A 25,176-nucleotide genomic window follows, 5' to 3' on the forward strand; every position below is an offset into this window, starting at 1 on the left:
TGCGGTAATCGTGGGCTCGACCATCGAGGTCATGGGTTGCGCACGAGGGTGGGCAGACGCTTCTGTGACACCACCCGGGACATCACCGCGGCCACTCTCGATCCCCTACCGACCAGAGCTTGAGCCTTCCCTGCCGCCAGCGCGTCGTAGCCAGCACGGGCCACCTCGGCCGGAGAGCCGGCCTTGTTCTTTGCGAACATATTGTGCAGCAAGGATTTGCCTTTGAATGTGTCGATTCCTCCGGCCTGGGCGAACTTGGTCTGGGTGGCACCAGGGGTCAGGCAAGTCACCGTGACGCCGAACTGCTTCAGTTCCGCGGCCAAGGCGTAGGTGAAGGTATTGACGTAAGACTTACTGGCGCCGTAGGACGCCATTCGGGTCGAGGGAACCATCCCCGCAGTGGAGCCCACGTTGAGGATGGCGCCGCGGCGACGGGCCTTCATCTCCTGGCCGAACAGCATCGAGGTCATGGTGAGCGTGATCACGTTGAGTTCGAGCATGTTCGCCACTCGCGCGGGCTCCAGGTCCACCGAATCGCCGAAGCACGCGAAGCCGGCATTGTTGATCAAGGTGTCGGGGAACCAGTCGTGCTCGTGACACCAGCGAAGCAGTGCCTCGGCGGCATGCGGCTCGGCTAGGTCCATCTGCAGCGTCTCCAACCGATCGGCGGCGAAGCCGAAGTCCTCGGCAAGCTGGTCGAGTTCGGATTGCACCAGACTGACCGCCAGCACGCGGGACCCGTCCTGCAGGAACAGCTTGGTGAATTCCTTCCCGATGCCCGATCCGGCGCCGGTCACGATGACTTTCTTCATTCCTTGAATCCGTTCTTGTCGATGATCTCGCTGGTGACGCGCTGGCCTGTCAGGACACCGGAGTGAGGGAGACCTCGGTGCGGTCGCGAAGGTCGACCTCCAGGTGGATGCGGCCCTGGTTGTCGGCGGTCGCTTCGTCTGCGGTGGCGCCTCGCAGTCGGTAGCGGCTGCGAGGCTGCAGGCGCCGGACGCCGATGCTGGCTCGTGCCGCACCGGTTCCGGGCCGCAGCACCAGGCGTAGATCGGTGCCGTCGGTATGGGCCGAGGCGACCAGGACTTCGGGGTAGACGACGTCATCGAGTAGCGGGCCGCTCAGGGTCGCCATTCCGGGTCCATCGGCGATCAGTGCGCGCTGCCCGCCGGGCGGGTTGAACCGCGCCATGGCGAGCATCGCGTTCATGTTGGTCGACAACGCCGTGTACCACCGCGTTCCGCCGCTTTCGCTGACCGGCGCTTGACGGTCCAGCGAGTCCGACAGCTGGCCGAATAGTTCGGTGTCTCCCATCTCGGCCGCGGCCCACATTACCGGGGCGTAGGCGCCTAGCGGGGTCTTGCGGTAATTGCCGGTGTCGATGGCATCCCAGCCGCGCAGCAGGATTGCCGGTTCGGCTCCGCTGGTGTCGATGAATTCGCGGCGGGCAATAGTCCAACACCGTTGTGCGAGTTCGGGGTCGAAGGCATGCAGCATTGCCGCGAGACCGCAATCCGCGATGGTGGAGGTCAACATGGGTATGGTCACGCCCAGACGTGAAGACCGGATTGCGGTGACGCGGCCATCGGGTGTGATGAATTCGTCGTTGAGCCGCCGACGGAAGTCCGCGCCGGCCGATTCGATGAATCGAGTGCCGTGCATACGGTCGGACAGCATGAGGGTGCTGATCGCCTGCATGTTGCAGGCGCTGTAGATCCAGTTCGGCTCACACGGGAACAGCGTCATGCCCGAGCGCTGCATGTTGGCATGTACGGCCGCGCTGACCATGTCGTGGGTATAGGGCCAGGTGCGCTTGCCAAGCCGGAACGGCAGCGCACCGCTGCGACGGTATCGGTCGTCACCGGTATTGGATTCGTAGGTCCCCAGCATCATGCCGAGGTATCCCGAGAGCATGACGTTGTCTCGCTTCATCGGGTCCCAGTCCAGGCTGAGGTTGCCCCAGGTCTGTTCGAATGCCCAATAGCGCCACACCGCGGGCAGCGTGAGTTTGTCGATCAGGTTGCGTTGTGCCGCTGACAGGTATCCGTGAAACGACGGCGTGAAGTGGAGCTGAGCCGTCGCCAGTGCGTACTGCATGAAATTGAGCTGGTAACGCATAGCCGAGGTTTGGAACTGGTCGATCCGGTCAAAGCCATCGAAGCGTTCCAGCGGCTGCAGCGCTCGATCGAGCAGCGAGCGGGCGACTGCGAGATCGGTCTCCGACAATTCCAGCGCAGCGTGGTCTTTCGGCCGTGGATCCAGACGCACAGCCGTTGCCAGGTAGCCGGCGCGGGTATGGCCTCGGTCCTGCGCGGCCCGGAAGGCACGACGCCTGGCCACGACACCCGCCACAGTCGTTCCTACGAGCGCGGCAGGAATCGCCAGTCGCGCACCGTTCCACGTCCGCCTGCCTCCGGCAGCCTGGTTGCGGGCATTCATCGCGGCGGCCAGCCACAGCAGTATCGGCGCGACGATGTTGCCGCTGCCAAACCAGGCGACCAGGGATGCGAAGAAGCCGGCAATCGTGGCCACGAACCGCAGCGGGCTGCGGGTGTAGAGATAGCCAGCACCGGGGGCCAACGCGCCGAGCGCCAGTGCTCGAACTCCTGAGCGCTTACTCACCGCGGCTGTCGCCGTTGCCGCCGTTGCGATGGACACCATGACTAATGCCGTGCGCCGCAGCAATCGTCGAACAGCTGGGCCATTTGGTTGAGTCGGCACCTCAAACGCATAGCCGATACCCGCAACCTGTTCAGTGTCCACGGCGGAACTGCTCATCCGTCACCTCTCCTCTGGAGTGCTGAGCCGAGTCGACCAACTGGCTACCGCGACAGGTGCGGATGCTCCCGGGTCACGCCGGAGTCGACGGAGCACGGCTCCGAAGAGCGCGGCGACGAGCACACAACACGCCATCGACGCCACCCATCCCGGTTGTTCTTCAGTCGAATTCGTACTCACCGCGACGCCCGCCTCGCTGGGCAAGGCGTCACGACGTACGCCGAAGCTTAATACCGTCGGCCCCCGTCGGCAATAGCTGGATTGCGCGAAGTTTCCCCGCGGCACGGCTTAGACTCGGGCGGACGAAAGGATGTCGAGTGGCGGAAGGCGCAGTCGGTCGGCCGGCCCAGGCACAAGGCCGACCGCGCACACGCAAGCCCGGCGCGGGCCGGCGACGCGACCCTGCCATCGATGCGAAGCTCCAGTGCTCGGCCCGCGCACTCTATGCCCGCGAAGGTTGGGCCGGATTCCATTTCGAGGGTGTGGCTCGAGCCGCCGGGGTCAGCAAGGATGCCGTGTACCGACGCTATCCCGATGCCAAAACCCTTTTACTCGAAGCACTCTCGGGCCAGCCTGTTCCCCTGCTGTCCGCCGATCCGCCTGTTGAAACTGCCCTGATCTCCTTCGCCTGCGATGCATTCGCCTATTTCGCCAGCGGCGATGGCCTGGCGAATCTACGGGTGCACATCGACGGTGTACAGCATCCGGACATCCTGCAGGAATACCGAAACCGAGTGGTGCAGCCGCAGATTGAGCACGCCATCGGCGTACTTGAAGCCGCCCAACGCGACGGGCAGCTGCACCCCGACGTCTCCCCCGCGGCGGTAATCGAGGCATTGGGCGGGGTGATCATGCTGCACGCTCTCGCCACAACGCCCCAACTCACAACGACTGGAGCCCCCGACGAGGCCACGGTGGATCAGATCACGGTGTTCGTTAATCAGATCCTGCACGGCCGGGTCACACAACGGCTGCCGCGCTGAGCGCATCGCCCCACAGCGTCGATGCTCGAAGGCGCTAACGGACCGTATTCGCGCGATCTTCTCAATCGAAGCCGGCGACGAACTCCAAGACGTGTTTAGCCGGTATCCGCCACTGTGGATCCAGCATCATGTCGTGGCACAGGCCGTCTAGCAGCAGCGCCGGCACCCCGTAGGCCCGAGCTGTGGCCTGCAGACTGCGTGTCCCGAAGAGCGCGTCGTCGCGCGAGCCGATCACCAGCATCGGTGGAAGGTCTTGTGGCACCAAGGAAACTCTTCTGAGTAGGTCGCACACTGCCCGCAGCGATTCTGGCCCCAAACGTTCAGCATGCGCGTGCGCGTCAGCAGCATTCAACCGACCGCTGAAGAAGGGGGTGTTGTTGGCCTGATCGGCCGTCCCCCTGCGCCCCGATACGAAACGCAGAGCGTTGAGGACCGCTGCGGGACGGTTTCCCCGGATGGCGTCGAGGAACCCGTGACCGCCCAGGCCACCCGCGGTCGCCGAGGCGAACAGCACCGCGGCACGCACCTTCTGAGCCCGCGTCGCCAGATAGCGCTGGACAACGGCTCCGCCCATGGAGTGGCCGACCAGAACCGGCCTACGCCCTAATACCTCGACTACGTCGTCGACGTCGTCGACGTAGTCGTCCAGCCCGATCCGGTGTAGTCGGTCGCGCCCCGAACTGGCACCGTGCCCACGCAGGCTCAGCGCGATGACGTGATGTCCGCGTTGAGCGAAGAAGGAAACGTAGCGCCGCCAGCACCATGCGCCGTGGCACACCCCGTGGACAAAAAGGATCGGTACCGCAGCGTCTTTCGGTCCGCTGCGGAGGATCTCCAGCTGTTTATCCGCGAAGCGCCAGGTCTCGGCCTCCGGCAGCGGTTGGGTCACCGTCTCGATGACCTCGATGACCGGTTCGGGCAGTCAGATCGCCGGCACATTGGCCAGCGTTCCTCTACGTGACGTCCCGCTCGCCGTGCGCGCACCGGGACAGTCGCCGCCTTGCTGCCTACCATGCCTGTTCGCCGGCCTGTTCGGGTAATCGACTAGGTGGACTCGGCAGGGGCTTCAAGCACTCCCGCACTGACGAGTTCCTCGATCTCTGTGTCCGACAATCCGAGCAGCATGCCCGCGAGTTCGCGGGTGTCGGCGGCCATCGCCGGTGCGGGACGAAGTTCCAACTCGGGGATGTTTTCGAACAACGCGGGCCCCAGGAACGCCTCCAACGGTTCGTCATAGCCCGGCTGCACCAGTTCACCTAGCCGGTGTCGGGCCGCCACTTGAGGATCGGTGAGGAGATGCTTGACGTGCACTGCCGCACCAGCGGCCACCCCCGCCGCCTGGAGACGGTCCTGCGCTTCGCGTGGCGTCAGCACGGCAGTCCACTCCTGTACCGCCGCTTCGAGTGTGGCTCGATGCGCTACCCGGCCCGAGGCGATCGCGTAATCGGGGTTGTCGGCCAGATCGCGGCGGCCGATAGCGTTGGCGAGGTTGACCCAGTCCTCGTCACCGTCGACCGTCACCGCGCAATAGGAATCTTCACCCACACAGGAATAAATCCCTGAGGGCGCATCGAATTCGCCGCCGTTTCCCTTGGCCACCAACGTACCCGGCTGTAGTGATTCCCGGACATAGTCGGTGGCCAACTGGCTGAAGACAGTCTCCATCTGGGCCAGGTTGATCCGCCGTCCCGCACCTGTGCGTTCCCGCTCGATCAACGCCGCGATCACCGCGGCGGTGCCGACCCGGCCGGCCGCATGGTCGGGGTAGACCGTCTGATCGTCACCGAAGCCGCCAACCGCATCGGGGTGACGCCACAGCGCGGTCAGACCGACGGCGGCACGAACCAGCGGGCCGTAACCCATCCGCTTCGACCACGATCCCGTATGCCCCAGTGCGCTGCTCTCGACCACGATGATCCTCGGGTTGATCGCCTTGAGCTCGTCGTAGCCCAGCCCCAGCGATTCCAGCGTGCCCGGTTTGAAGTTGGTCAACACCACATCGGAGTCCGCAACCAACCGCCCGAACAGCTCCTTGCCCGCCGCGCTGCGCAGGTTCAGCCCGAAGCTACGTTTGCCGCGGTTACCCAGCGAGAACGAATAGCTGACTTTGGCGGGTGCGTCGGCCTGCCGGGCGCCGTCGATGAACGCGCGGTTCTCCACCTTGATGACTTCGGCGCCCTGATCTGCCAGTGCACGACCAGTTTCCGCGCCGACCACAATGACGCCCAGGTCGAGCACCCGCACGCCCGTCAGCGGCCGAGCCGGCACCTGTTGGTGCGCGGTAGGCTCGCGCTCGGACACCTCGGCCATGACCTCGGCCGTGTGCTCACCGAGCTCGGGGGCCCGATGTCGGAATCCGGCGCGCACCTCGTCGAACTCCAGATAACCGTTCGGGATCGTCGCCTGCAGCCCTGGCGCAATCTCAGCGTGTACGAATGAGTTACGTTCCCGCACATGATCGCTGGTTAGAATTTCCTCGGCAGTGTTCAGTGGGCCGACTGCAATGCCGAGTTCTGAGCCACGCGAAACGATCTCAGCACGGGTCTTGTCGGCAAAGAATTCCACCAGGGCTGGCTGGATCTTGGCCGCCCAGTTCATGAACCTGCCAAGCAGGTTCTCCAGTGCTGGGTCGGCAAGCTCCTCGGGCTCCCCCATCCAGGTGAACAACGCCCGCCACTGCTTGGCCGAGGCAACGAAGATGCGGACATGCCCATCCGCGCAGGGCAGGATCGGATACATCATCCGGACATCCGGGCGCCCCGGTGGCATGTTGATCATCGGCTGACCCATAGTTGCCGTCCCAGCCATACCGAACCCAGGATCGAGATCCTGCACCACCAGGTCGAACAGCGAAACATCCAGGTAGTCACCACCGGCACCGCGTTGGGCCCGGAAATAGGCGAGTAGTGCCGCATAGGCGACGTCGACGGCTGCTGTCTGGGTCGCCAGGCGTCCGGGCGGGAGGAGCGGCTCACGCCCTGGCGCGCCCGATCGGGTCAGCAGTGACGACATCGCCACGAACACTGCTTCACTCGATTTGTAGTCGCGATATGGGCCGGTCTGTCCGAAGTCGCTTACTGATGCGACGACGAGATTCGGGTTGCGCTGGCGCATGACGTCTTGTCCCGCACCGAGTTCGGTGAGCCGACCGACGCGCTGGGACTCCAGAAAGATATCGGCGCTGTCGGTGAGCGTCAGCAGTTGGGAGCGTCCCGCATCGGTGTCTACGTCGATAGCTACCCCCCGCTTGTTTGCGTGTGCGGTGGCAAAACCCAATCCGTGGCCGTCGTGCTGGGGCTGTGCCCGCCGGCTGCCGGCACCTTCCGGCGGTTCCACCAGAACAACATCCGCGCCGAGATCGGCCAGAAAGCGACCCGCGAAGCCGGCCGGCCCGTCGGTGAAGTCGACCACCCGAACACCACTCAGCGGGAGTGAAACATCAGGCCGTGAAATATCGAGCATAATCGCGCTTCCTCTCCCGAGCCCCTAACGGGGCAGTCCTAAACCGCGTGCAATCAGGCCGCGTTGAACATCGTTGGTACCGCCTCCGACCACATACATGATCGACTGGCGCAGCCCATATTCGAAGGCTCCGCCGCCGGGAATGTCGCTTGCACCCTCCCCGCTCAACGCTGCGGCCGGACCGCAGACGGCCAGCGTGGCCTCGCCGAAGTCCTCCGACACATCACCGCCCATCACACCTGCCATCGCGGCGTCGAACATTGCCCCGATATCAGTCGAGCTGGCCTGAACCGCCGCGTTGACCAGAGAGCGGGTGGCCTGCACGCGCACTGCCAGATCCGTGATCACGGCTCTTTTGGCCGACCCGCGTGGGCCGGCGAGCAATTCGGGTTCGGTGCCGACGAAGTCGAGCAAGTCATCGAGCTGACGGTGCAGTGCGGCGGCGATGTTGCCCATCGTGATCCGTTCTCCGGCGAGGGCGTCCACAATGACCGCCCATCCGCCATTGACCTCACCGACGCGTGCCGAATCCGGGATGCGGACCTCGTCGTAGAACACTGTGCACGACACCTCACCAGACAGCGCTGTGTGCTGCTGAATGGTGACGCCCGGTGTGTGGATCGAGAACAGGAACACCGTGATGCCCGCATGCCGGGGCTTGGCATCCGGATCGGTGCGCGCAGCCAGCCACACCCAGTCCGAGATCTGCGCGGTGGTGGTCCACAGTTTCTGCCCGTTGATCACCCAGTCGTTGCCGTCGCGCACCGCGCTGGTACGCAACGACGCCAGATCCGAACCGGCTTCGGGCTCGGAGTAGCCCAGGCAGAAGTTCATCTCGCCCGCCTGGATGATCGGCAGGAACTGTTGCTTTTGTTCCTCGGTACCGTGCCGCAGGATCGACGAACCGAGGAGCATGACCGAGCCGAGTGCCTTGGCCGCGCCGACGCGGTTGTAGGTGGTCTCCTCGTTGAGCACCACCTGCTCGGCCAATGAGGCATTGCGTCCGCCGTATTGCTCGGGCCAGCCGAAGCCGAACCAGCCCTTCTCAGCGATGGCACGCGTAACGTTCTCGTCGGTGTGCGTCTGTGTCGGCGCACCGTCTCGAGCCCCCTGCTCGGAGAGGAACTGCCGATACTCCTCGCGGAACGCCTCACCGTCCTCACCGAGGTCGGCGGACGGTAGACGAGATCCGTTCTCTACTAATGCATCACCTACGGTGCCTTGCGCAGACTCAATCGTGGCGAGCAAGGTGATATCACTATGCACGCGGCGGAACAACCAGGGCGCGGGGTGTTCGTTGAAGTAGCCAATCGCGGCCAGCGTGTGGTGAGCGCACAGTTGTACCTTCGGTGCAATCGCCGCGATATGGCTGACGGCGATCTCGGCCATCAGCAACGCGTCATCCCGACCGTGTTCGAGTGCCGACACTGCATCGGCCAGCAGCAGATTTGCCGACCTGATCTCAATGGCGCACTGCGCAGTGCGCTGCTGCACCGCACCAAAGCTGCCGATAGCCTTTCCGAACTGATGCCGGGTCTTCGCATGTTCGATCGCCATCTCCTGGGCATATTCGGCCGCTGCCAGCGCCCTTGCCGCCTTTCCCATTCGAGTCAGCACCAGAACCCGGTCAGCCTGGGTCCGGTCGATCTCACGCTCCACAACGATGTTTCCCGGCGTGATGCGACTCCACGACGGAATCGCCAGGCCAGCCAGCGGCTCCGCATTCTGGATAGCTACCACCCGCGCGACGCCGCCGTTCTTCGGCACCACCAGCACATGGGTGGCGGCGCCGCCTTCATCGACCGGCGACGAGTCATCTCCGGTCACCACCACACGCATTTCGCCGGAACCGATCCCGATGTCTGCGAACAGCTCGGCGGTGCCGTAGCCATCCATCAGCGGGAGCGGACACGCTGCGCGGCCCAGGCGTCGGGATGCGGCAACAGCCAGACCGATCGCCCCGGCGTCGGCCAGTTCGAACCAGCCCTGTTCGGCGGCGGCCGTCCAGAGTTTCCCGACATCGCCATGCTCGGCCGCAGTAGCGTCACCCCAGATCTTGGCGATCAGCCCGGCAACCGAATCGTCGAAAGCCGCCAGCTCCGGATTACTTCGACCGCTCAACGGTTTTTCCATTCTGCGGGGCGCTTCATCGCAAACGCCGTCATGCCTTCGATCGCGTCGGCACTGGTCATGAGCTCATCGGCGACGTCGCTGGGTGCTGTCACCGCGTCGACGGTGTCCGGGATGCCCTGTGTCTGTGCCATCACTTTGAGTGACAGGCGCACCGATGTCGGCGACCCGTTGAGAATCTCGGCGGCCAATTCGCGCGCGGCCGCCAATGCCTGGCCCTCGGCAGCAATTCGGTTGACCACACCCAGCTCGCGGGCCTCCTCGGCGCCGATTCTTCGACCCGTGAGAATCAGCTCATTAGCGACCTTCTGCGGGATTGCGCGCGGCAGTCGAACCAGACCGCCGGCACCGGCGAACAGACCAACCTTGACCTCGCTCAGCGCGAACTTGGCCGACTGGTCGGCCACCACCAGATGACAGGCCAGCGCAATCTCGAAACCACCGCCCATCGCGAATCCGTTCACGGCGGCAATGACCGGCTTGTGCATACTGCGCCGGCCGGTCAGCCCCCCAAAGCCGCTGAGCGGTATGTACATCGGCTTGCCGCTCGCGCTGTAGACCAGATCGTTGCCGGCGCAGAACGCCTTGGCGCCCTCACCGGTGATGATGGCCACCCACAGCTCACGGTCGGCGAAGAAGGCGTCGAAGATGCTCTCCAACTCTTCGTGGGCGGGCGGGTGCAAGCAGTTGCGTACCTCCGGCCGGTTGATGCTGACTTCGAGCAGATGTCCGTCGCGACGAACATTGACGAATTCATACGCCTCTCGCAGGACGGGCTCGACCTTCGGATACAGCCGTTCGGCGACCTCTTGAGAGCCCGTCACCCGGTTGCCGTATCCGAATGCGGTGACGTAGATACGTTTACCGATCGGATTGTCGGCGCTCTCCAGAACGGACATCAGTTCATCGTCACCGGGAGCGATCTGCGCGAGGAAACGCCCACCGCCGTCATCCAGCCGCCCAATGACTATCGCAGTCTTCTTCCCACCACGACCATAGACGATGGTGTATGCCTCGACCGTCGCCCAGCCCAGCGGATGTTCCACATGTTCCGGGCTGTCCAATGCGTCGATCTGCCCCTGTAATCCCGCGCTGTCGTCCGACTTGAGTTCAGTGGGCTGGGTGCTGTAGATGCCGACCGAGGTCTTCGACATCACCCCACCGTTGGCCGAAACCAACGCATAACTGCACGGTAGGGACCGAGCGCGGTCCACCGCCTCGGCGATGGCGTGCATCGAGTAGTTGTTGCCCGCTCCGCCGAAGAACGGCAGCCCGCCAGTAAGGGTCAACCCACGTGGGTCGTCTGCCGAAAGACCCAATGTGTCGGTGATATTCGAGACAGCGATCGGGAAGCACGAGTAGAAATCGAAGAATTGGATCTCATCGGCACCCAGTCCGGCAACCTCCAGCGCATGCCGGACGGCAGTTACCGCTGACGGTGCCGAACCGAGATCCTGTCGGTCCAACAGGTTTCGCTCTCGCAGATCGGCCTGGCCGTGCAAGAACACCCACTTGCTTTCATCGATGCCGAGCTTCTGGGCCGCGCCGACCGACGCCAACAGCACCGCTGCGCCTTGGTTGACCTGGTCACGTGCCACGAGGAAACGCGGGTACGGCTCGGCGATCATCCGGTTGCGTTCGGTGACCGCGACCAATTCGTCGGAGTCATGTTCATCCCGAGCTGCCGACAATGGGTTCGTAGCTGCCACTTTGGTGAACGGTGCGAACAACGCACCCATCGACGCCAGGTACTTGCCCCTGCTTTCTGCGCGGGCGGCCCGTCGCGCATTCTCCAGCAGGGCGTACTGGGCAGGTGCCGTTGTCAGACCGTGGGCAGCCTGCTCCATGGTGGTGAGCCCGAACAGACCGAACCCACGATCTTCGAATGCGCGGTTCGGATCAGCGGGATCGTCGGAGAAGTCTGGTCTACTGTCCTGCTTGGCGAGGTGGCGGATGGTCGAGATTGCCTCGGCCCCGGCCAACAGCACCACATCTGCTCTACCTGACTGGATCTCACGCGCGAACTCAGTGGCGAGATGTTGGGGCGACTGTCCCCCGGCCACGTCCAGAATCGCGCGCTTCGGATCAGCACCGAGCCGATTTGCCACCGATAGCGGATATTTTGCCGACTTTCCCAACGGTGCGAGAGCCCCGGGGGTCGAGTCCTCAAACTGTCGGGTGCACGCGACGACGTCGATCGCGGCGATGAGCTCCGACGCCTCGACGCCGGTGTCGACCACCGCCGCCCGGGCGGCCTTGACTGCCAAGTCTATGGGCGACAAACCCTCGTAATCAGCACCATCGACGCGTTCGGCGGCTTGGCCCACTCCGATGATGATCGGGGTACGCGGGTCTACCGTCGCTGCCATATCAGTTGTCCTCCAGAGACTTTGCGATGCATTCAGCCGCCTCGAGATAGTCCTCGATCATTTCTCGGACGACTTCGCGCGCAGGCTTGACCTTGTTCATCAACCCCACTCCCTGACCTACCCAGTAGGTAGCCAAATCCTGGGCACCCTTGTTGCCGTTCTCAGCGAGGACGTCGACTCGTCGCAGTACGTTGTCGGCGATCACCGCCTGCAGAGGCATGGGTAGCGCTCCCGGCCCTTGCGCGGCCGGTTCCCACGCATCCGTCCACGCCGACTTGAGTTGACGGGAATACTTTCCGGTGCGCCCCTTCGACCGAACGGTGTCACGCGAACTTGCGGCCAACATCTTCTGCACGGTGTATGGCGCGGTCTCAGCCTCTTCGGTGGTCAGCCACACCGACCCGGTCCAGGCCCCTGCGGCACCGAGAGCGATAGAGGCCGCGACTTGCCTGCCGGTGACGATGCCACCCGCGGCAAGGACCGGGACGTTGCGGATCGGGCGAATAGCCTCGATGATCTCGGGGATCAACACCAAGGTGGTCACCTCTCCGCAGTGACCACCGGCCTCGGTGCCCTGCGCCACGAGAATGTCGACGCCGGCATGCACCTGCTTGATCGCGTGCTCCATGGCGCCGACCAACGCAGCCACCGGCACAGCCTCGGCCTTAGCTCGATCGATCATGAACTGCGGCGGTACACCGAGCGCATTGGCGATCAACTTGATCGGGTGACGGAATGACACCTCGAGCAACTGCTCGCCGATGGAGTCCGACAGAGTCTGCAGCATTTGGAACGGGTGCTCGCCGATCTCATCCATGCTGACGCCATGTTCCGCCAGCAGCGTGACCACATAGTCGCGGTGCACGGTCGGGACCATCTCCAGGAGTTGCTCGGATGTCAGATCCAGGCCTTTGCCTTCGAATTTCTCCGGACAGACGATATCCACGCCATAGGGTTTGCCCCCGACGTGCTCGTCGATCCACGAGAGCTCGTGCTCCAGTTGCTCGGGACTGTGCGAAGAGGCCCCCAACACACCGAATCCCCCAGCATTGGTCACCGCGGCGACGACATCCCGGCAGTGGCTGAAGGCCAGAACCGGGAATTCGATACCGAGCATTTCGCAGATCTGAGTCTTCACTGTCGCTCCCACTTCCGTACACATTTCCGACGATATCCGTCCGTTAGCCAGACCATAGAGGTTGCCGGTTGATTGGGCAAGCTCTCTACTTGGTTCGGCGGTAGCTCGTGCTGATCGTCAACGCGGCACCCGGCAGGGCTGCACACCCCGAGTTGACAGTGGCGACCGGCGCCAGCAATGCGGCGGTGCACGCCGCACTCGTTCCGGCGTGCCGCCGCCACCATCGTCCGCGACAGCCTCGGCGTCGAGGCGGCGCAGCAGCATCTCGGCCACCACATTTGACAACCACCGAAGGCCACTACGCCGAGCGGAAAACCACCGGTCCGGATGCCCGAGAAACCCTGGCAGGTTGTTTTAGGTACGGAACAAGGTGTGAGACCAGTGTTTCCGCTGGTGGATGGAGCCGCCTAGGAGAATCGAACTCCTGACCTATTCATTACGAGTGAATCGCTCTACCGACTGAGCTAAGGCGGCGCGCCCAGCACAACCGGGCCGGCCCAGTTTACAGGTCGGCCCGCAGCGCCTGTCCGACGGTGGCGACCATGGCCCCGACGGCGAACCGGGGCTTCACGTTCGCGGCCAGCGCGTCGCGGCATTCCAGTACCGCCTCGATACAGCGCAACAGCGCATCCGCCGACGCGTGCGCAGCCATCGCCGCGGCGGCATCGGTCATGTCCGGGTGGTTGGGCCGCGCGGAGCCGGCCCCCGATGCGACCAGCAGGGCATCCCGGAAATAGGTGGCGAGGTCGATCAGGGCCCGGTCCAGCGCATCGCGTGACGCCCTGGTCTGGCGCGACTTCTGTCGGCGCTCCAGATCCTTGATCACCCCGGCCGTGCCACGCAGCGTCCCGGCGGTGCCCTTGCCGGTGCCGCCGGCGCCCAGCGCGGTGCGCAGTTCCTCGGTCTCGGCCTCGGCCCGATCGGCGGTCAGATCGCGGGCCTCGGACTCCGCGGCGGCCACCAACTCGTCGACCGCGGTGAACGCCCGCGACGGGGTCGCCGCGTCGCGGGCCAGCGCCAGCGCGCGCTGGCGACGCTGACGGGCGTCTGGATCGGTGGCCAGCCGCCGGGCCCGGCCCACGTGGCCGCCGCTGACCGCCGCCGCCCAGGCGGCCGTCTCGCCGTCGAGCCCGTCGGTGTCGATCAGCACCTGGGCGATCGCCGCCGGCGCCGGCGTCACCAAGGCGACGTGCCGGCATCGGGACCGCAGGGTGATCGCGATGTCCTCGGGATCGACCGACGGCGCGCACAGCAGGAACACCGTCGACGGCGGCGGTTCCTCGACGACCTTGAGTAGGGCGTTGGCCGCGCCCTCGGTGAGCCGGTCGGCGTCCTCGACCACCACGATCTGCCACCGGCCGGTTCCGGGCCGCCGGGAGGCGACCTGCACGATGGCCCGCATCTCGTCGACGCCGATGGACAACCCCTCCGGCACCACCCGCCGGACATCGGCATGCGTTCCCGCCATCGTGGTGGTGCAGGCCCGGCACACTCCGCATCCCGGCGTGCCGTCGGCTTCGTCGGCGGTGCACTGCAGCGCCGCCGCAAAGCACAGTGCCGCGATCGATCGACCTGATCCCGGTGGCCCGGTGATCAACCAGGCGTGTGACATCCCTCCGGCGGTCATCGCGTTGTGAGCTGAATCATGCCGCGCTGCGCGCGCTGCTGCCAGCAGCGCGGCCTCCACCGCCTGCTGGCCTGTCAATCGTGCGAAAACCCCGGACATCACCGGTCACAGTAGTGGCTGGCCGGGACATTCGGACTCCGGCTTTGTCGGTCCGCCCGATACGGTGTCCTGGTGGGTACCAGGACCTTGGGCGGGCGAATCAGCCGATTCGTCCGTTGGGTGGTGCGCACGCCGTGGCCGGTGTTCACGCTGAGCTTGTTGCAGGCCGACATCATCGGTTCGCTGTTCGTGTTCGGCTTTCTGCGGTTCGGCCTGCCGCTCGAGGACCGGATCAACCTGCAGGACCTGCCCCGCGCCAACGTGGTGTTCTTCGCCGTCACCCTGTTGTGCCTATTCGCTTTCGGCTTCTCGATCAGTACTTCAATGCTGATGCCGGTGTTCCGCTGGCAACGCCGGGAAGCACTGCTTTCCGGCACCGGCGCCGACACCGATCCCGCAGACACCGAACTGGCCCGATCCCGGGCGCTGCGGATGCCGTTCTACCGCTCGCTGATCAGCATCAGCTACTGGACCGTCGGCGGGGTGGTGTTCGTCATCATCAGCTGGCCGGTAGCCCACGACGTGGTGCCGGTGGTGGTCACCGCCACCGCGCTGGGTGCCGCCGCCACCGCGATCATCGGCTACCTGCAATCCGAGCGCGTGCTGCGGCCGGTGGCCGTCGCGGCGCTGCGCGGTGGGGCACCGGAGAATCTGCGGGCGCCCGGGGTCATCCTGCGTCAGCTACTGACCTGGCTGCTGTCGACCGGGGTGCCGCTGCTGGCGATCGTGTTGTCGGTGCTGGCCGCCAAAACGTCGTTGCTCAACGCTTCGGCGGACAAGCTGTTCACCCCGATCCTGCTGATGGCGCTGGCCGCGCTGGGCTTCGGGTTGGCCGGCACCGTCCTGGTGTCGATGTCGATCGCCGACCCACTGCGCCAGCTGCGCTGGGCGCTCGGGGAGGTGCAGCGCGGCAACTACAACGCGCACATGCAGATCTATGACGCCAGCGAGCTGGGCCTGCTGCAGGCCGGGTTCAACGACATGGTGCGGGATCTGGCCGAGCGGCAGCGGCTGCGCGACCTGTTCGGGCGCTACGTCGGCGAAGATGTGGCGCGGCGTGCGCTGGAGCGCGGCACCGAGTTGGGTGGCCAGGAACGCGACGTCGCGGTGCTCTTCGTCGACCTGGTGGGCTCCACCCAGCTCGCATCGACGCGGCCACCCAGCGAAGTGGTCAACCTGCTCAACGAGTTCTTCCGGGTGGTGGTCGAGGCCGTGGGACGGCACGGTGGTTTCGTCAACAAATTCCAGGGTGATGCCGCACTGGCGATCTTCGGCGCGCCGATCGAGCACCCGGATGCCTCGAGCGCGGCGTTGGCGGCGGCCCGCGAACTGCACGACGGGCTGCTGCCGGTGCTCGGTTCGGAGGAGTTCGGCATCGGGGTGTCGACCGGGCGGGCGATCGCGGGCCACATCGGCGCCCGCGCCCGCTTCGAGTACACCGTGATCGGCGACCCGGTCAACGAGGCCGCCCGGCTGACCGAGCTGGCCAAACTGGAGGAGGGCCACGTGCTGGCTTCGGCGGTCGCGGTCAGTGGCGCCGTCGATTCGGAGGCACTGTGCTGGGAGGTCGGCGAGATCGTTGAGCTGCGCGGGCGCGCCGCCTTCACTCAGCTGGCACGGCCGCTGAATCTGGCGGTGCTCGAATCGGTTCCGGCCTCGAACGACAAGGCCGCAGAAAACGACACGGCTGCAGAAACCTCGGCCGCAACCGACTGACTCAGCGCTTAGCCGCCTTTTTCGCAGGCGCCTTGCGGGTGGCCTTCTTCGCCGGAGCCTTCTTCGCGGCCTTCTTGACCGGCCCCCTGGCCCGCCGGTCGGCAAGCAGTTCCGCAGCGCGCTCGTCGGTGATCGAAGCCACCTCGTCGCCCTTGCGCAGGCTTGCGTTGGTCTCGCCGTCGGTGACGTACGGCCCGAATCGGCCATCCTTGATCACCATCGGCTTGCCGCTCGCCGGGTCCGCGCCCAGTTCGCGCAGCGGCGGAGCCGAAGCCGATTGGCGCCCACGACGTTTCGGCTCGGCGTAGATCTTGAGCGCTTCCTCGAGGGTGATGTCGAAGATCTGCTCCTCGGTCGACAGCGACCGAGAATCGGTGCCGCGCTTCAGGTACGGGCCGTAGCGACCGTTCTGCGCGGTGATCTCCTCGCCGGAGCCGGGATCGACACCGACCACCCGCGGCAACGACAACAGCCTCAGCGCGTCGTCGAGGGTGACCGTCTGCAGATCCATGCTGCGCAGCAATGACCCGGTGCGCGGTTTGGGTCCGGTCGGCTTCTTGCCCTTCTTAGCCGGCGCCCCGGACTCGTCATCCGGCGGCGGCGGCAGGACTTCGGTGACGTACGGGCCGTACCGGCCGTCTTTGGCGACGATCGGGTGGCCCGTCACCGGATCGATGCCCAGCTCCCGGCCCTCCTGCGGGGTGGCGAAGCGTTCCTCGGCCATCGCCAGGGTCAGCTCGTCGGGGGGCAGCGAGTCGTCGAGGTTGGCCCGCTGCGGGGTGGGCTCGCCGTCGTCGCCGGTGACCATGCGCTCCAGGTACGGGCCGTTCTTGCCGACCCGGACGTACACCGCCCTGCCCTCGGCGTCGTCGAACAGTTTGATCGAGTTGATCTCGCGGGCGTCGATGCCCTCCAGGTTGACGCCCACCAGCTTCTTGAGGCCACCGGCCCGGGCGATCGACCCCTCCACCCCGTAGTCGCCACCGAAGTAGAAGTTGTGCAACCAGTCGGTGCGGCGCTGACGGCCGGCGGCGATCCCGTCGAGTTCGTCCTCCATCGCCGCGGTGAAGTCGTAGTCGACCAACCGGCCGAAGTGCCGCTCGAGCAACCCGATGACGGCGAACGCCACCCAGGTCGGGACCAGCGCGCTGCCCTTCTTGTAGACGTAGCCGCGGTCTTGGATGGTCTTGATGATCGACGAGTAGGTCGACGGTCGCCCGATGCCCAGCTCTTCGAGCGCCTTGACCAGCGAGGCCTCGGTGTAGCGGGCCGGCGGGTTGGTGGAATGCCCGTCCGGGGTCAACCGGGTGGCGTCGACGCGCTGTCCCTGGGTCAACTGCGGCAGCCGGCTCTCGGCGTCGTCGGCTTCACCGCCGGCCAACTCGTCCACGGTCTCCACGTAGGCCTTGAGGAACCCGGCGAAGGTGATGGTGCGGCCGCTGGCGGCGAACGTCACTTCGCTTTTCTGGCCAAGTGTGTCCGCCGTTCCGCCGATCCGCAGGCTCAGCGTGGTGCCGCGGGCATCGGCCATCTGCGAGGCCACGGTGCGCTGCCAGATCAACTCGTAGAGCCGGAACTCGTCGCTGCCCAGCTCATTGCGCACCGCGTCGGGGGTGGCGAACGTCTCGCCGGCCGGCCGGATGGCCTCGTGGGCTTCCTGGGCGTTCTTGACCTTGCGGGTGTACTGCCGCGGCGACGGCGAGACGTACTCCTCGCCATAGAGCTGACGGGCCTGGGTACGCGCAGCATCGATGGCCGACTGCGACAGCGTCGTCGAGTCGGTACGCATGTAGGTGATGTAGCCGTTCTCGTAGAGCCGCTGGGCGATGCTCATCGTCCGTTCGGCGGAGAACCGCAGCTTGCGGCCGGCTTCCTGCTGCAACGTCGAGGTCATGAACGGCGCGTAGGGCCGCCGGGTGTAGGGCTTCTCCTCCACCGAGGTCACCGACAGCGAGGCGCCGCGCAATCCGTCCGCCAGCGCGGTTGCCGCGGCCTCGTCGAGCACCCGGACCTCTGCGGGCTTTTTCAGCGCCCCCAGCGAGTCGAAGTCGCGGCCGCTGGCCACCCGCAGCTCGTCGACGCTGACCAGCCGGGCGGTGAAGGTGGGCGGGGACGCCGCGGGGTCGGAGACGCTGGCGTCCAGTTGAGCCACGACGTCCCAGTAGGACGCACTGCGGAACGCCATCCGCTCGCGTTCGCGCTGCACGATGATGCGGGTGGCCACCGATTGGACCCGCCCCGCCGACAGCTTCGGGGCGACCTTCTTCCACAGCACCGGGCTGACCTCGTAGCCGTACAGCCGGTCCAGCACACGCCGGGTCTCCTGCGCGTCCACCAGGTCGATGTCCAGGTCACGGGGGTTCTCGGCGGCATTGCGGATCGCCGGCTCGGTGATCTCGTGAAAGACCATCCGCTTGACCGGGACGCGCGGCTTCAGGGTCTCCAGCAGGTGCCAGGCGATCGCCTCACCCTCCCGGTCACCATCGGTGGCCAGATAGAGCTCGTCGACGTCCTTGAGCAGGCCCTTGAGTTCGGTGACGGTGCTCTTCTTGTCGGGGCTGACGATGTAGAGCGGCTCGAACTCGGCATCGACGTTGACGCCCAGCCGCGCCCACGGCTCGGTCTTGTACTTCGCCGGCACGTCGGCGGCATTGCGCGGCAGGTCGCGGATGTGCCCGCGGGACGACTCGACGACGTAGTTACTGCCCAGGTAACCGGCGATTTTTCGCGCCTTGGTGGGCGACTCGACTATGACGAGTCGCCGCACGGGTGTTTTATCGCCATTGCGGGCGCTCACCGTCTTAGAGTCAGCCACCTTGCGCTTACCACTCCACTTCTGTCCGCACCTGCAGGCCACGCCGCCGGTGGACAACTGACAATCTCGCACTCACGGCCGTGCCGATGCAAACCGACGTTCAGCGGTGAATCATCTCAAAGATGACCCCGATGGCCCGGCATCGGCGCCTCGACACGCGGCCATTGGGCCAACGCTTCGGGATCAGGCGGTGATTCCCCGACATTTTCCACCAGCCGCGCGAGCCTGCGACGACCGGTGATCCGCAACGCCGGCCGGCTGCCGCGGGTGCCGATCAGGGTGGGCGCTATCCCCGCCCGCATCATGGCCGAGGCCAGCGGCGCGAAGGTGTCCGGCGCGTGCGGGTCCAAGCCGAGCAGATACCGGTCGGCTTCGGCGGCGCCCGCCGCCAACGTCCATGCCCGCAGTTCACGCGGACCCGGAAGCCATTGCGGCGGTACCGTCTTCACCGCTCCGCGAGTCCACGTCTGGGCCAGCACGAGCAGTTGCGAATCCACCGCGGTCCGCACCAACGGCGTGTCCTCCTCGGTGCGGGTGATCTCCGGCTGCAGGCCGGCCTGACTGATCAGCTCGGCCAGGGCCACCGCACGCCACTGCGCATCGACGACGACCGACAGCCGCGCTCCGCCGCCCGTCTGGACGATCTGTCCCGGGCCAGCCAGTACCCCGGTCAGGTCGGCGACGCTGGGCGGCACCGACTCTGCCGAAAAGAAGGAAAGCTGGCTCACGTCACCGACAGTAAGCCGGTCCAGCATCCGGCGGTGTCCGGGTCGGTCCAACTCGCCCGACCCGCCCGTAACGAAACCCCCCGGTTTTGCTCCCTTAGCGGGAGTTGGCCGGGGGGTATCGTCAAATCTCGTTGCTTAGACGGCGCGGACGCCCGTGGCCTGGGGGCCCTTAGGGCTCTGGCCGACCTCGAACTCCACCCGCTGATTTTCCTCGAGGGTACGAAAGCCGGACCCTTGGATCTCCGTGTAGTGGACAAACACGTCCGCTGACCCGTCTTCAGGCGCGATAAAGCCGAAGCCCTTCTCCGCGTTGAACCACTTCACAGTTCCCTGTGGCATTTGTCGATCTTTCCTTACTCTTCTTGCCCGGTGCATTGCACCGTTGTTCGAGGCACCGCCCTTCGCTGCCCCGGGCCTGTTCCGGCCGCCGTACCCTGGCGGTCAATCGGTGCTGCCACCGACCACTCCCCGCGGGCACTGCGGCCGCAACCACAGATCCTGCGAAGGCTTTACACGAACACAGAAGCTACGACCGCCCATCAGTCAACCATGTTCGTCGCGCCGAGGACAGCCTGCCGTGCTCAATTGGTCTGTCGAAGGTTTGGGGCAGGGTGAACAATACGGCGGCGGGTTTGTATGCAGGCGATTAAGGACGGCAGGAATGACGGTGAATTTCGGCGGAGAATTGCTGGCCGCCGCGCTCGCCGGAATCGAACCCGGAGAACATCCGCTGCGGCACGTCGCCGACCTACCGGCATCGGCAGGGCAGGTGGCGGCCTGGCCGGACTGGGCCGGCCCCGACGTCATCGGCGCCTTCACCGGGCGGGGCATCGACGCACCGTGGTCGCATCAGCTGGCCGCCGCCGAACTGGCCCACGCCGGGCGTCACGTGGTGATCAGCACCGGCACGGCGTCGGGAAAGTCGCTGGCCTATCAACTTCCGGTTCTGGCCGCACTGGCGACCGATCCGCGTGCCCGGGTGCTGTACCTGTCGCCGACGAAGGCGCTGGGCCATGACCAGCTGCGCACCGCATACGCCCTGACCGCGGCGGTTCCGCGGCTGGATGGCGCAGCGGGTACTGCCGGCGCCGTGGCGCCGAGCGCCTACGACGGCGACAGCCCGGCTGAGCTGCGCCGGTTCGCCCGGGAACGGTCCCGCTGGGTGTTCTCCAACCCGGACATGATCCATCTGTCGATGCTGCGCAACCATGCCCGCTGGTCGGTCTTCCTGCGCGGGCTGCGCTTCGTGGTCGTCGACGAATGCCACTACTACCGGGGTGTCTTCGGCTCACATGTGGCGATGGTGCTGCGGCGGCTGCTGCGGTTGTGTGCCCGCTATGCAGCGCCTGGTGCGCCGGGGCCGGCAGTGATCTTCGCCAGCGCCACCACCGCGGCACCGGGCGCGAGCGCGTCGGCACTGATCGGGCAACCGGTCGTCGAGGTCACACAGGACGGTTCGCCGCACGGCGCCCGGACGGTGGCACTGTGGGAACCCGCGCTGCGCACCGATGTGACCGGCGAGAACGGTGCACCGGTGCGCCGGGCGGCCGGCACCGAGGCGGCCCGCGTGATGGCCGACCTGATCGCCGAGGGTGCGCGCACCCTGACCTTCGTCCGATCGCGCCGCGGCGCCGAACTGACCGCACTGGCGGCCCGCACCCGCCTGGAATCGGTCGCGCCGGCACTGGTGGACAAGGTCGCCTCCTACCGGGCGGGTTATCTGGCCGAGGACCGCCGCGCCTTGGAACGCGCACTGGCCGACGGCGAGTTGTACGGCCTGGCCACCACCAATGCCCTGGAACTCGGGGTGGACATCGCCGGACTGGACGCGGTGGTGATCGCCGGCTTCCCCGGCACGGTGACGTCGTTCTGGCAGCAGGCCGGACGATCGGGCCGGCGCGGTCAGACGGCGCTGATCGTGCTGATCGCCCGCGACGACCCGCTGGACAGTTACCTGGTGCACCATCCCGCGGCCCTGCTGGACAAGCCGATCGAGCAGGTGGTGATCGACCCGGCCAACCCCTACGTACTGGGTCCGCAGCTGCTGTGCGCGGCCGTTGAACTCCCCCTGACCACGTCCGAGGTAACCCAACTGGGTGCCGAACAGGTTGCCGAGAACCTGGTCGACGACGGATTGCTGCGCCGACGGGCCGAGAAGTACTTTCCGGCGCCCGGGCTCGACCCGCATTCGGCGGTGGACATCCGGGGGTCGGTGGGCGGGCAGGTGGTGATCGTGGAGGCCGACACCGGCCGGCTGCTGGGCAGCGTCGACGCCGGCCGGGCGCCGGCCACGGTGCACACCGGCGCGGTGTATCTGCATCAGGGCGAGAGTTACCTGGTCGACTCGCTGGACACCGAGCGTCAGATCGCCTTCGTGCACGCCGAGGATCCCGGTTACGCGACCTTCGCGCGGGAGATCACCGATATCGACGTGACCGGCGCCGGGGAACGCGGCTGGTTCGGGCCGGTCAGCCTCGGACTGGTTCCGGTCACGGTGACCAGTCAGATCGTCGGCTACCTGCGCCGGCTGCCCTCCGGCGAGGTGCTGGACTTCGTCGACCTGGACCTGCCCCCCGCGGCGCTGCCGACCACCGCGGTGGTCTACACCGTCACCGCCGAGGCGTTGACCGGCTGTGAAATAGCCGAACCACGCATACCGGGGGCGTTGCACGCCGCCGAGCATGCGGCGATCGGGTTGCTACCGCTGGTCGCAAGCTGCGACCGCGGCGACATCGGCGGCCTGTCCACCGCGCTGGGTCCGGATGCCCTCGGTGGGCTGCCCAGCGTGTTCGTCTACGACGGCCACCCGGGCGGCGCCGGTTTCGCTGAACGAGGGTTCCGCTCGGCCGCCACCTGGTTGGCAGCCACGGCGGCGACGATCGAATCCTGCGAATGCCGCCACGGCTGTCCGTCGTGTGTTCAATCACCCAAGTGCGGTAACGGCAACGAACCGTTGGACAAGGACGGCGCGGTTCGGGTGCTGCGATTAGTGCTCGGCAAGCTGAATTCGGGCTAGGCGGGTCGCCGAATTTGCGTCGTGAACGACTGCGGGAGTCGGCCGACCCCCCGAACGGCCGACTCCCCCGAGTCGGCACCCCGCGGGCTCGCAGTGGCGAAATGTGCCCTGCGGAAACACTGGCGGAGCCGCAACGGGAACGGTCGAAAAAAGCGAGCCGTTCCCAAACGCCGGTACCGAGCCGGACGCGGCGCTAAGTTACCGGCTGTATCGGGCCGGCGCAACTTGGAAACGACCCAGAGTACTCGCAGTCGGCCGGAGACGCGGGCAAACGGCCACTGTTGGTGCTGGCAGCTCACCGTGGGCCGTAAAATCCCGGGTTATGGCCCATGACTGGTTGCTGGTGGAGACACTCGGCGATGAACCGGCAGTAGTCGCCCAGGGCCGCCAGGTGAAGAATCTGGTGCCGATCACCCAGTTCCTGCGTCGCAGCCCGCACCTGGCCGCGATTCAGACCGCGATCGCCGAATCCATGCGCACCGGGCAGAGTCTGGCCAGCATCACCCCCAAGCGCGATCGGGTGATCCGCACCGAGCCGGTGGTGATGTCCGACGGCCGCGTGCACGGCGTGCACGTCTGGAGCGGGCCGGCCGACGTCGAGCCATCGGAGCGGCCCACCCCGGGTCCACTGAAGTGGGACTTGACCCTGGGGATCGCCACCGAGACGAAGGAGTCGCTTGCCAACGGCGGCAAAGACCCCGAGGTGGAGGCCACCCACGGCCGAGCGTTCGCCGAGGAGCTGCCCGCCCGCGACTTCAGCCCGAACGAGAACAAGGTGTTAGCACTGGCGATTCGGGCCGAACCTGCCCAGACCATTTGCAACAGTTGGGATATCACCGATTTCCGCGGCGACGCGATCCGGGTGGGTTTCGTGGCGCGTACCGCCTGGGAGTCTGATCCCAGCGGGCGTGAGCACCTGGTTGCGCGCGGCATGAACTGGCGCGGCCAACTCGACGGCAGCGTGCAGCGCCCCGACTTCCTGGCGCAGCAGATCCTGCACGGACTGGCCCAGCCCGGGGTGCACCGGGCCATCGTCGACCTGATCGACTGGCGGCTGCTGAAATGGCTGGACGACCCGTGCCCGTTCTACGACTGGCGCGGCGCGGTGGACGCTCCGCGGGTTCATCCCGATGATGAGGCCCTGATCGCCCGCATGACAACCGATTTCAGCGAAGGGCCGACGACCGGGGTATTGCGTTTACGTCAGGCAGACGGAGGTTGGGGGCCGGTTCATGTGACCGTGAACCGGATTGAGCTCGAAGAAGGCACCTACGCCGGCCTGGTCGCACTGCGCCTGCCCACCGACCGGGACCTGGCCGACGCCGGGTTGGACGAAAGCAATTCGGGCCAAGCCGGTTTGGAGTAGAGAACCCCCACCCGTTACGTCACGGGGCCGGCACGAGCACTGGCGCGGGCCGGGCCGAGCCGCCAGCCGGGCACCGGCACCGCGACTGCGACCGTCACATCGAGCCCGTCTACCGTACAAGCGATTTCACCGACCCTCATCCGTCCCGCCAGCGCTTTGGCTTGCGCGCAGGCCGTATCGGGCCCAGCGGGCATCCGGGACGCACCAGCCAGCGCGGCCAGATCGGCGACCGCCTGTGCCCGGTGCCGCGCAATGACCGCCGCGCCGAGCAGGATGCCACCGCCGGTGACCATCAGTAACACCGCGACCATCGCGGCGGCGGCCACGGTAGCCGAACCGGTCTCACCGGGACGGCTCAGCAGCCGACACCGCCTCGGCGCTGACCGCCAGCCCGGGCAGCAGGACCGGTCGGACGGTGACCGTCGCGACCACGAATCCGCCGTCGGAGCGCAGCCGGACCGTCGCGCCGGCGGGCGCGATCCGCCGCACCACCAGTGCGGCTGCCGGGGCGTCGCCGCGCGCCGCCAGCCTGGCGGCTTCCCGGGCGGCGTCGATACAGCGGACCTGGGCGGACACCGCGCTGATCCCGGCCAGTCCCAACACCAGCACCGACACCAGGGCCGCCAATGCGAACGCCGCCTCGACGGTGCTGGCGCCCGCATCATCGGCAAGTCGGCCACAACCGGTCAAAGCCCGTCAGACCTTGGTGTTCAGCGCGCGCCCGATGACCCGGTTCAGCGCGGAGACGATCGAATCGCCGGTGACGACGGTGTAGAGGATCGCGCCGAAGGCGGCGGCTGCGATCGTCCCGATCGCGTATTCCACCGTAGACATCCCGGACTCGTCGGACGCCAGCAGCAACAGCCTGAGCTGGATGACACGAAACATGTTATGTGTCTTTGATACTCGTGTTCCCACGAAATCTCCCTTCATCATCACCCGGTAC

18 protein-coding genes, 1 tRNA gene and 1 pseudogene are annotated in these 25,176 nt (G+C 66.3%); 5 read left to right on the top strand and 15 right to left on the bottom strand.

Features of this window, described 5'->3' with window-relative positions; all coding sequences use genetic code 11:
* Positions 1 to 29: 29 nt before the first annotated feature.
* Together ACZYY4_RS16970 and ACZYY4_RS16975 are read right to left on the bottom strand one after the other, a co-directional pair.
* Positions 30 to 812, bottom strand: coding sequence for an SDR family NAD(P)-dependent oxidoreductase (locus tag ACZYY4_RS16970; protein ID WP_463811161.1), 783 nt, complete (start codon positions 810 to 812; stop codon positions 30 to 32).
* A 49-nt stretch (positions 813 to 861) separates the two neighbouring features.
* Complete coding sequence (locus tag ACZYY4_RS16975; RefSeq protein ID WP_463811162.1) at positions 862 to 2,625, bottom strand: linalool dehydratase/isomerase domain-containing protein; 1,764 nt, start codon at positions 2,623 to 2,625, stop codon at positions 862 to 864.
* 473 nt (positions 2,626 to 3,098) lie between these two features.
* On the opposite strand from ACZYY4_RS16975, the gene ACZYY4_RS16980 reads away from it, so the two are divergent.
* A complete protein-coding gene (locus tag ACZYY4_RS16980; protein ID WP_463811163.1) occupies positions 3,099 to 3,764 on the top strand; it encodes a TetR/AcrR family transcriptional regulator in 666 nt (221 codons plus the stop codon).
* A 61-nt stretch (positions 3,765 to 3,825) separates the two neighbouring features.
* Here ACZYY4_RS16980 and ACZYY4_RS16985 read toward each other — a convergent pair whose 3' ends face one another.
* From ACZYY4_RS16985 to ACZYY4_RS17005, 5 genes are all read right to left on the bottom strand, one after another.
* Positions 3,826 to 4,653 (bottom strand): alpha/beta hydrolase, encoded by an 828-nt coding sequence (locus ACZYY4_RS16985; protein WP_463811164.1) that lies wholly within the window; start codon positions 4,651 to 4,653, stop codon positions 3,826 to 3,828.
* Positions 4,654 to 4,808: 155 nt separating this feature from the next.
* Positions 4,809 to 7,226 (bottom strand): CaiB/BaiF CoA transferase family protein, encoded by a 2,418-nt coding sequence (locus ACZYY4_RS16990; RefSeq protein WP_463811165.1) that lies wholly within the window; start codon positions 7,224 to 7,226, stop codon positions 4,809 to 4,811.
* A gap of 24 nt (positions 7,227 to 7,250) precedes the next feature.
* Positions 7,251 to 9,122 (bottom strand): acyl-CoA dehydrogenase family protein, encoded by a 1,872-nt coding sequence (locus tag ACZYY4_RS16995; protein WP_463811166.1) that lies wholly within the window; start codon positions 9,120 to 9,122, stop codon positions 7,251 to 7,253.
* Between the two features lie 221 nt (positions 9,123 to 9,343).
* Positions 9,344 to 11,725, bottom strand: a complete 2,382-nt coding sequence (locus tag ACZYY4_RS17000) for an acetyl-CoA acetyltransferase (protein ID WP_463811167.1) — start codon at positions 11,723 to 11,725, stop codon at positions 9,344 to 9,346.
* Position 11,726: 1 nt separating this feature from the next.
* Entirely contained in the window at positions 11,727 to 12,863 is a 1,137-nt protein-coding gene (locus tag ACZYY4_RS17005) for a nitronate monooxygenase (protein WP_463811168.1), read from the bottom strand.
* Positions 12,864 to 13,052: 189 nt separating this feature from the next.
* Here ACZYY4_RS17005 and ACZYY4_RS17010 point away from each other — a divergent pair.
* Positions 13,053 to 13,291, top strand: a pseudogene (locus ACZYY4_RS17010) (hypothetical protein); the annotation flags it as partial.
* Here the strand turns inward: ACZYY4_RS17010 and ACZYY4_RS17015 are convergent.
* Both ACZYY4_RS17015 and ACZYY4_RS17020 read right to left on the bottom strand, forming a co-directional pair.
* Positions 13,262 to 13,337 (bottom strand) — tRNA-Thr (locus ACZYY4_RS17015). The pseudogene ACZYY4_RS17010 and the gene ACZYY4_RS17015 sit on opposite strands and share 30 nt — an antisense overlap.
* 28 nt (positions 13,338 to 13,365) lie before the next feature.
* Positions 13,366 to 14,589, bottom strand: coding sequence for a DNA polymerase III subunit delta' (locus ACZYY4_RS17020; protein WP_463811169.1), 1,224 nt, complete (start codon positions 14,587 to 14,589; stop codon positions 13,366 to 13,368).
* Positions 14,590 to 14,661: 72 nt separating this feature from the next.
* Here ACZYY4_RS17020 and ACZYY4_RS17025 point away from each other — a divergent pair, with 72 nt between their 5' ends.
* Positions 14,662 to 16,305 carry an adenylate/guanylate cyclase domain-containing protein gene (locus ACZYY4_RS17025; protein WP_463811170.1) on the top strand — a complete coding sequence of 548 codons (1,644 nt, stop codon included), beginning with the start codon at positions 14,662 to 14,664 and terminating at the stop codon, positions 16,303 to 16,305.
* Between the two features lies 1 nt (position 16,306).
* Here ACZYY4_RS17025 and topA read toward each other — a convergent pair whose 3' ends face one another.
* From topA to ACZYY4_RS17040, 3 genes are all read right to left on the bottom strand, one after another.
* Positions 16,307 to 19,120, bottom strand: coding sequence for a type I DNA topoisomerase (gene topA / locus ACZYY4_RS17030; RefSeq protein ID WP_463811171.1), 2,814 nt, complete (start codon positions 19,118 to 19,120; stop codon positions 16,307 to 16,309).
* 116 nt (positions 19,121 to 19,236) lie between these two features.
* Complete coding sequence (locus ACZYY4_RS17035; RefSeq protein WP_463811172.1) at positions 19,237 to 19,848, bottom strand: hypothetical protein; 612 nt, start codon at positions 19,846 to 19,848, stop codon at positions 19,237 to 19,239.
* Between the two features lie 135 nt (positions 19,849 to 19,983).
* Complete coding sequence (locus ACZYY4_RS17040; protein WP_005138711.1) at positions 19,984 to 20,187, bottom strand: cold-shock protein; 204 nt, start codon at positions 20,185 to 20,187, stop codon at positions 19,984 to 19,986.
* A gap of 322 nt (positions 20,188 to 20,509) precedes the next feature.
* Between ACZYY4_RS17040 and ACZYY4_RS17045 the strand changes: the two genes are divergently transcribed.
* Both ACZYY4_RS17045 and ACZYY4_RS17050 read left to right on the top strand, forming a co-directional pair.
* Positions 20,510 to 22,864: a DEAD/DEAH box helicase gene (locus ACZYY4_RS17045; protein ID WP_463811173.1), complete on the top strand. Its 2,355-nt coding sequence runs from the start codon at positions 20,510 to 20,512 to the stop codon at positions 22,862 to 22,864.
* 322 nt (positions 22,865 to 23,186) lie between these two features.
* A complete protein-coding gene (locus ACZYY4_RS17050; RefSeq protein ID WP_463811174.1) occupies positions 23,187 to 24,230 on the top strand; it encodes a PAS domain-containing protein in 1,044 nt (347 codons plus the stop codon).
* Between the two features lie 14 nt (positions 24,231 to 24,244).
* Here ACZYY4_RS17050 and ACZYY4_RS17055 read toward each other — a convergent pair whose 3' ends face one another.
* Genes ACZYY4_RS17055 through ACZYY4_RS17065 form a run of 3 tightly spaced genes read right to left on the bottom strand, consistent with a single transcriptional unit; the run spans position 24,245 to position 25,118 of the window.
* The gene (locus ACZYY4_RS17055; RefSeq protein WP_463811175.1) at positions 24,245 to 24,556 is read right to left on the bottom strand and encodes an Rv3654c family TadE-like protein; all 312 of its coding nucleotides are present in this window, start codon (positions 24,554 to 24,556) and stop codon (positions 24,245 to 24,247) included.
* Between the two features lie 16 nt (positions 24,557 to 24,572).
* Positions 24,573 to 24,920, bottom strand: a complete 348-nt coding sequence (locus ACZYY4_RS17060) for a TadE family type IV pilus minor pilin (protein ID WP_463811176.1) — start codon at positions 24,918 to 24,920, stop codon at positions 24,573 to 24,575.
* Between the two features lie 6 nt (positions 24,921 to 24,926).
* On the bottom strand, positions 24,927 to 25,118 hold the full coding sequence (locus ACZYY4_RS17065; RefSeq protein WP_463811177.1) for a DUF4244 domain-containing protein: 192 nt from the start codon (positions 25,116 to 25,118) through the stop codon (positions 24,927 to 24,929).
* Between the last annotated feature and the right edge of the window lie 58 nt (positions 25,119 to 25,176).

This window comes from Mycobacterium sp. IDUB_21, assembly GCF_055419425.1.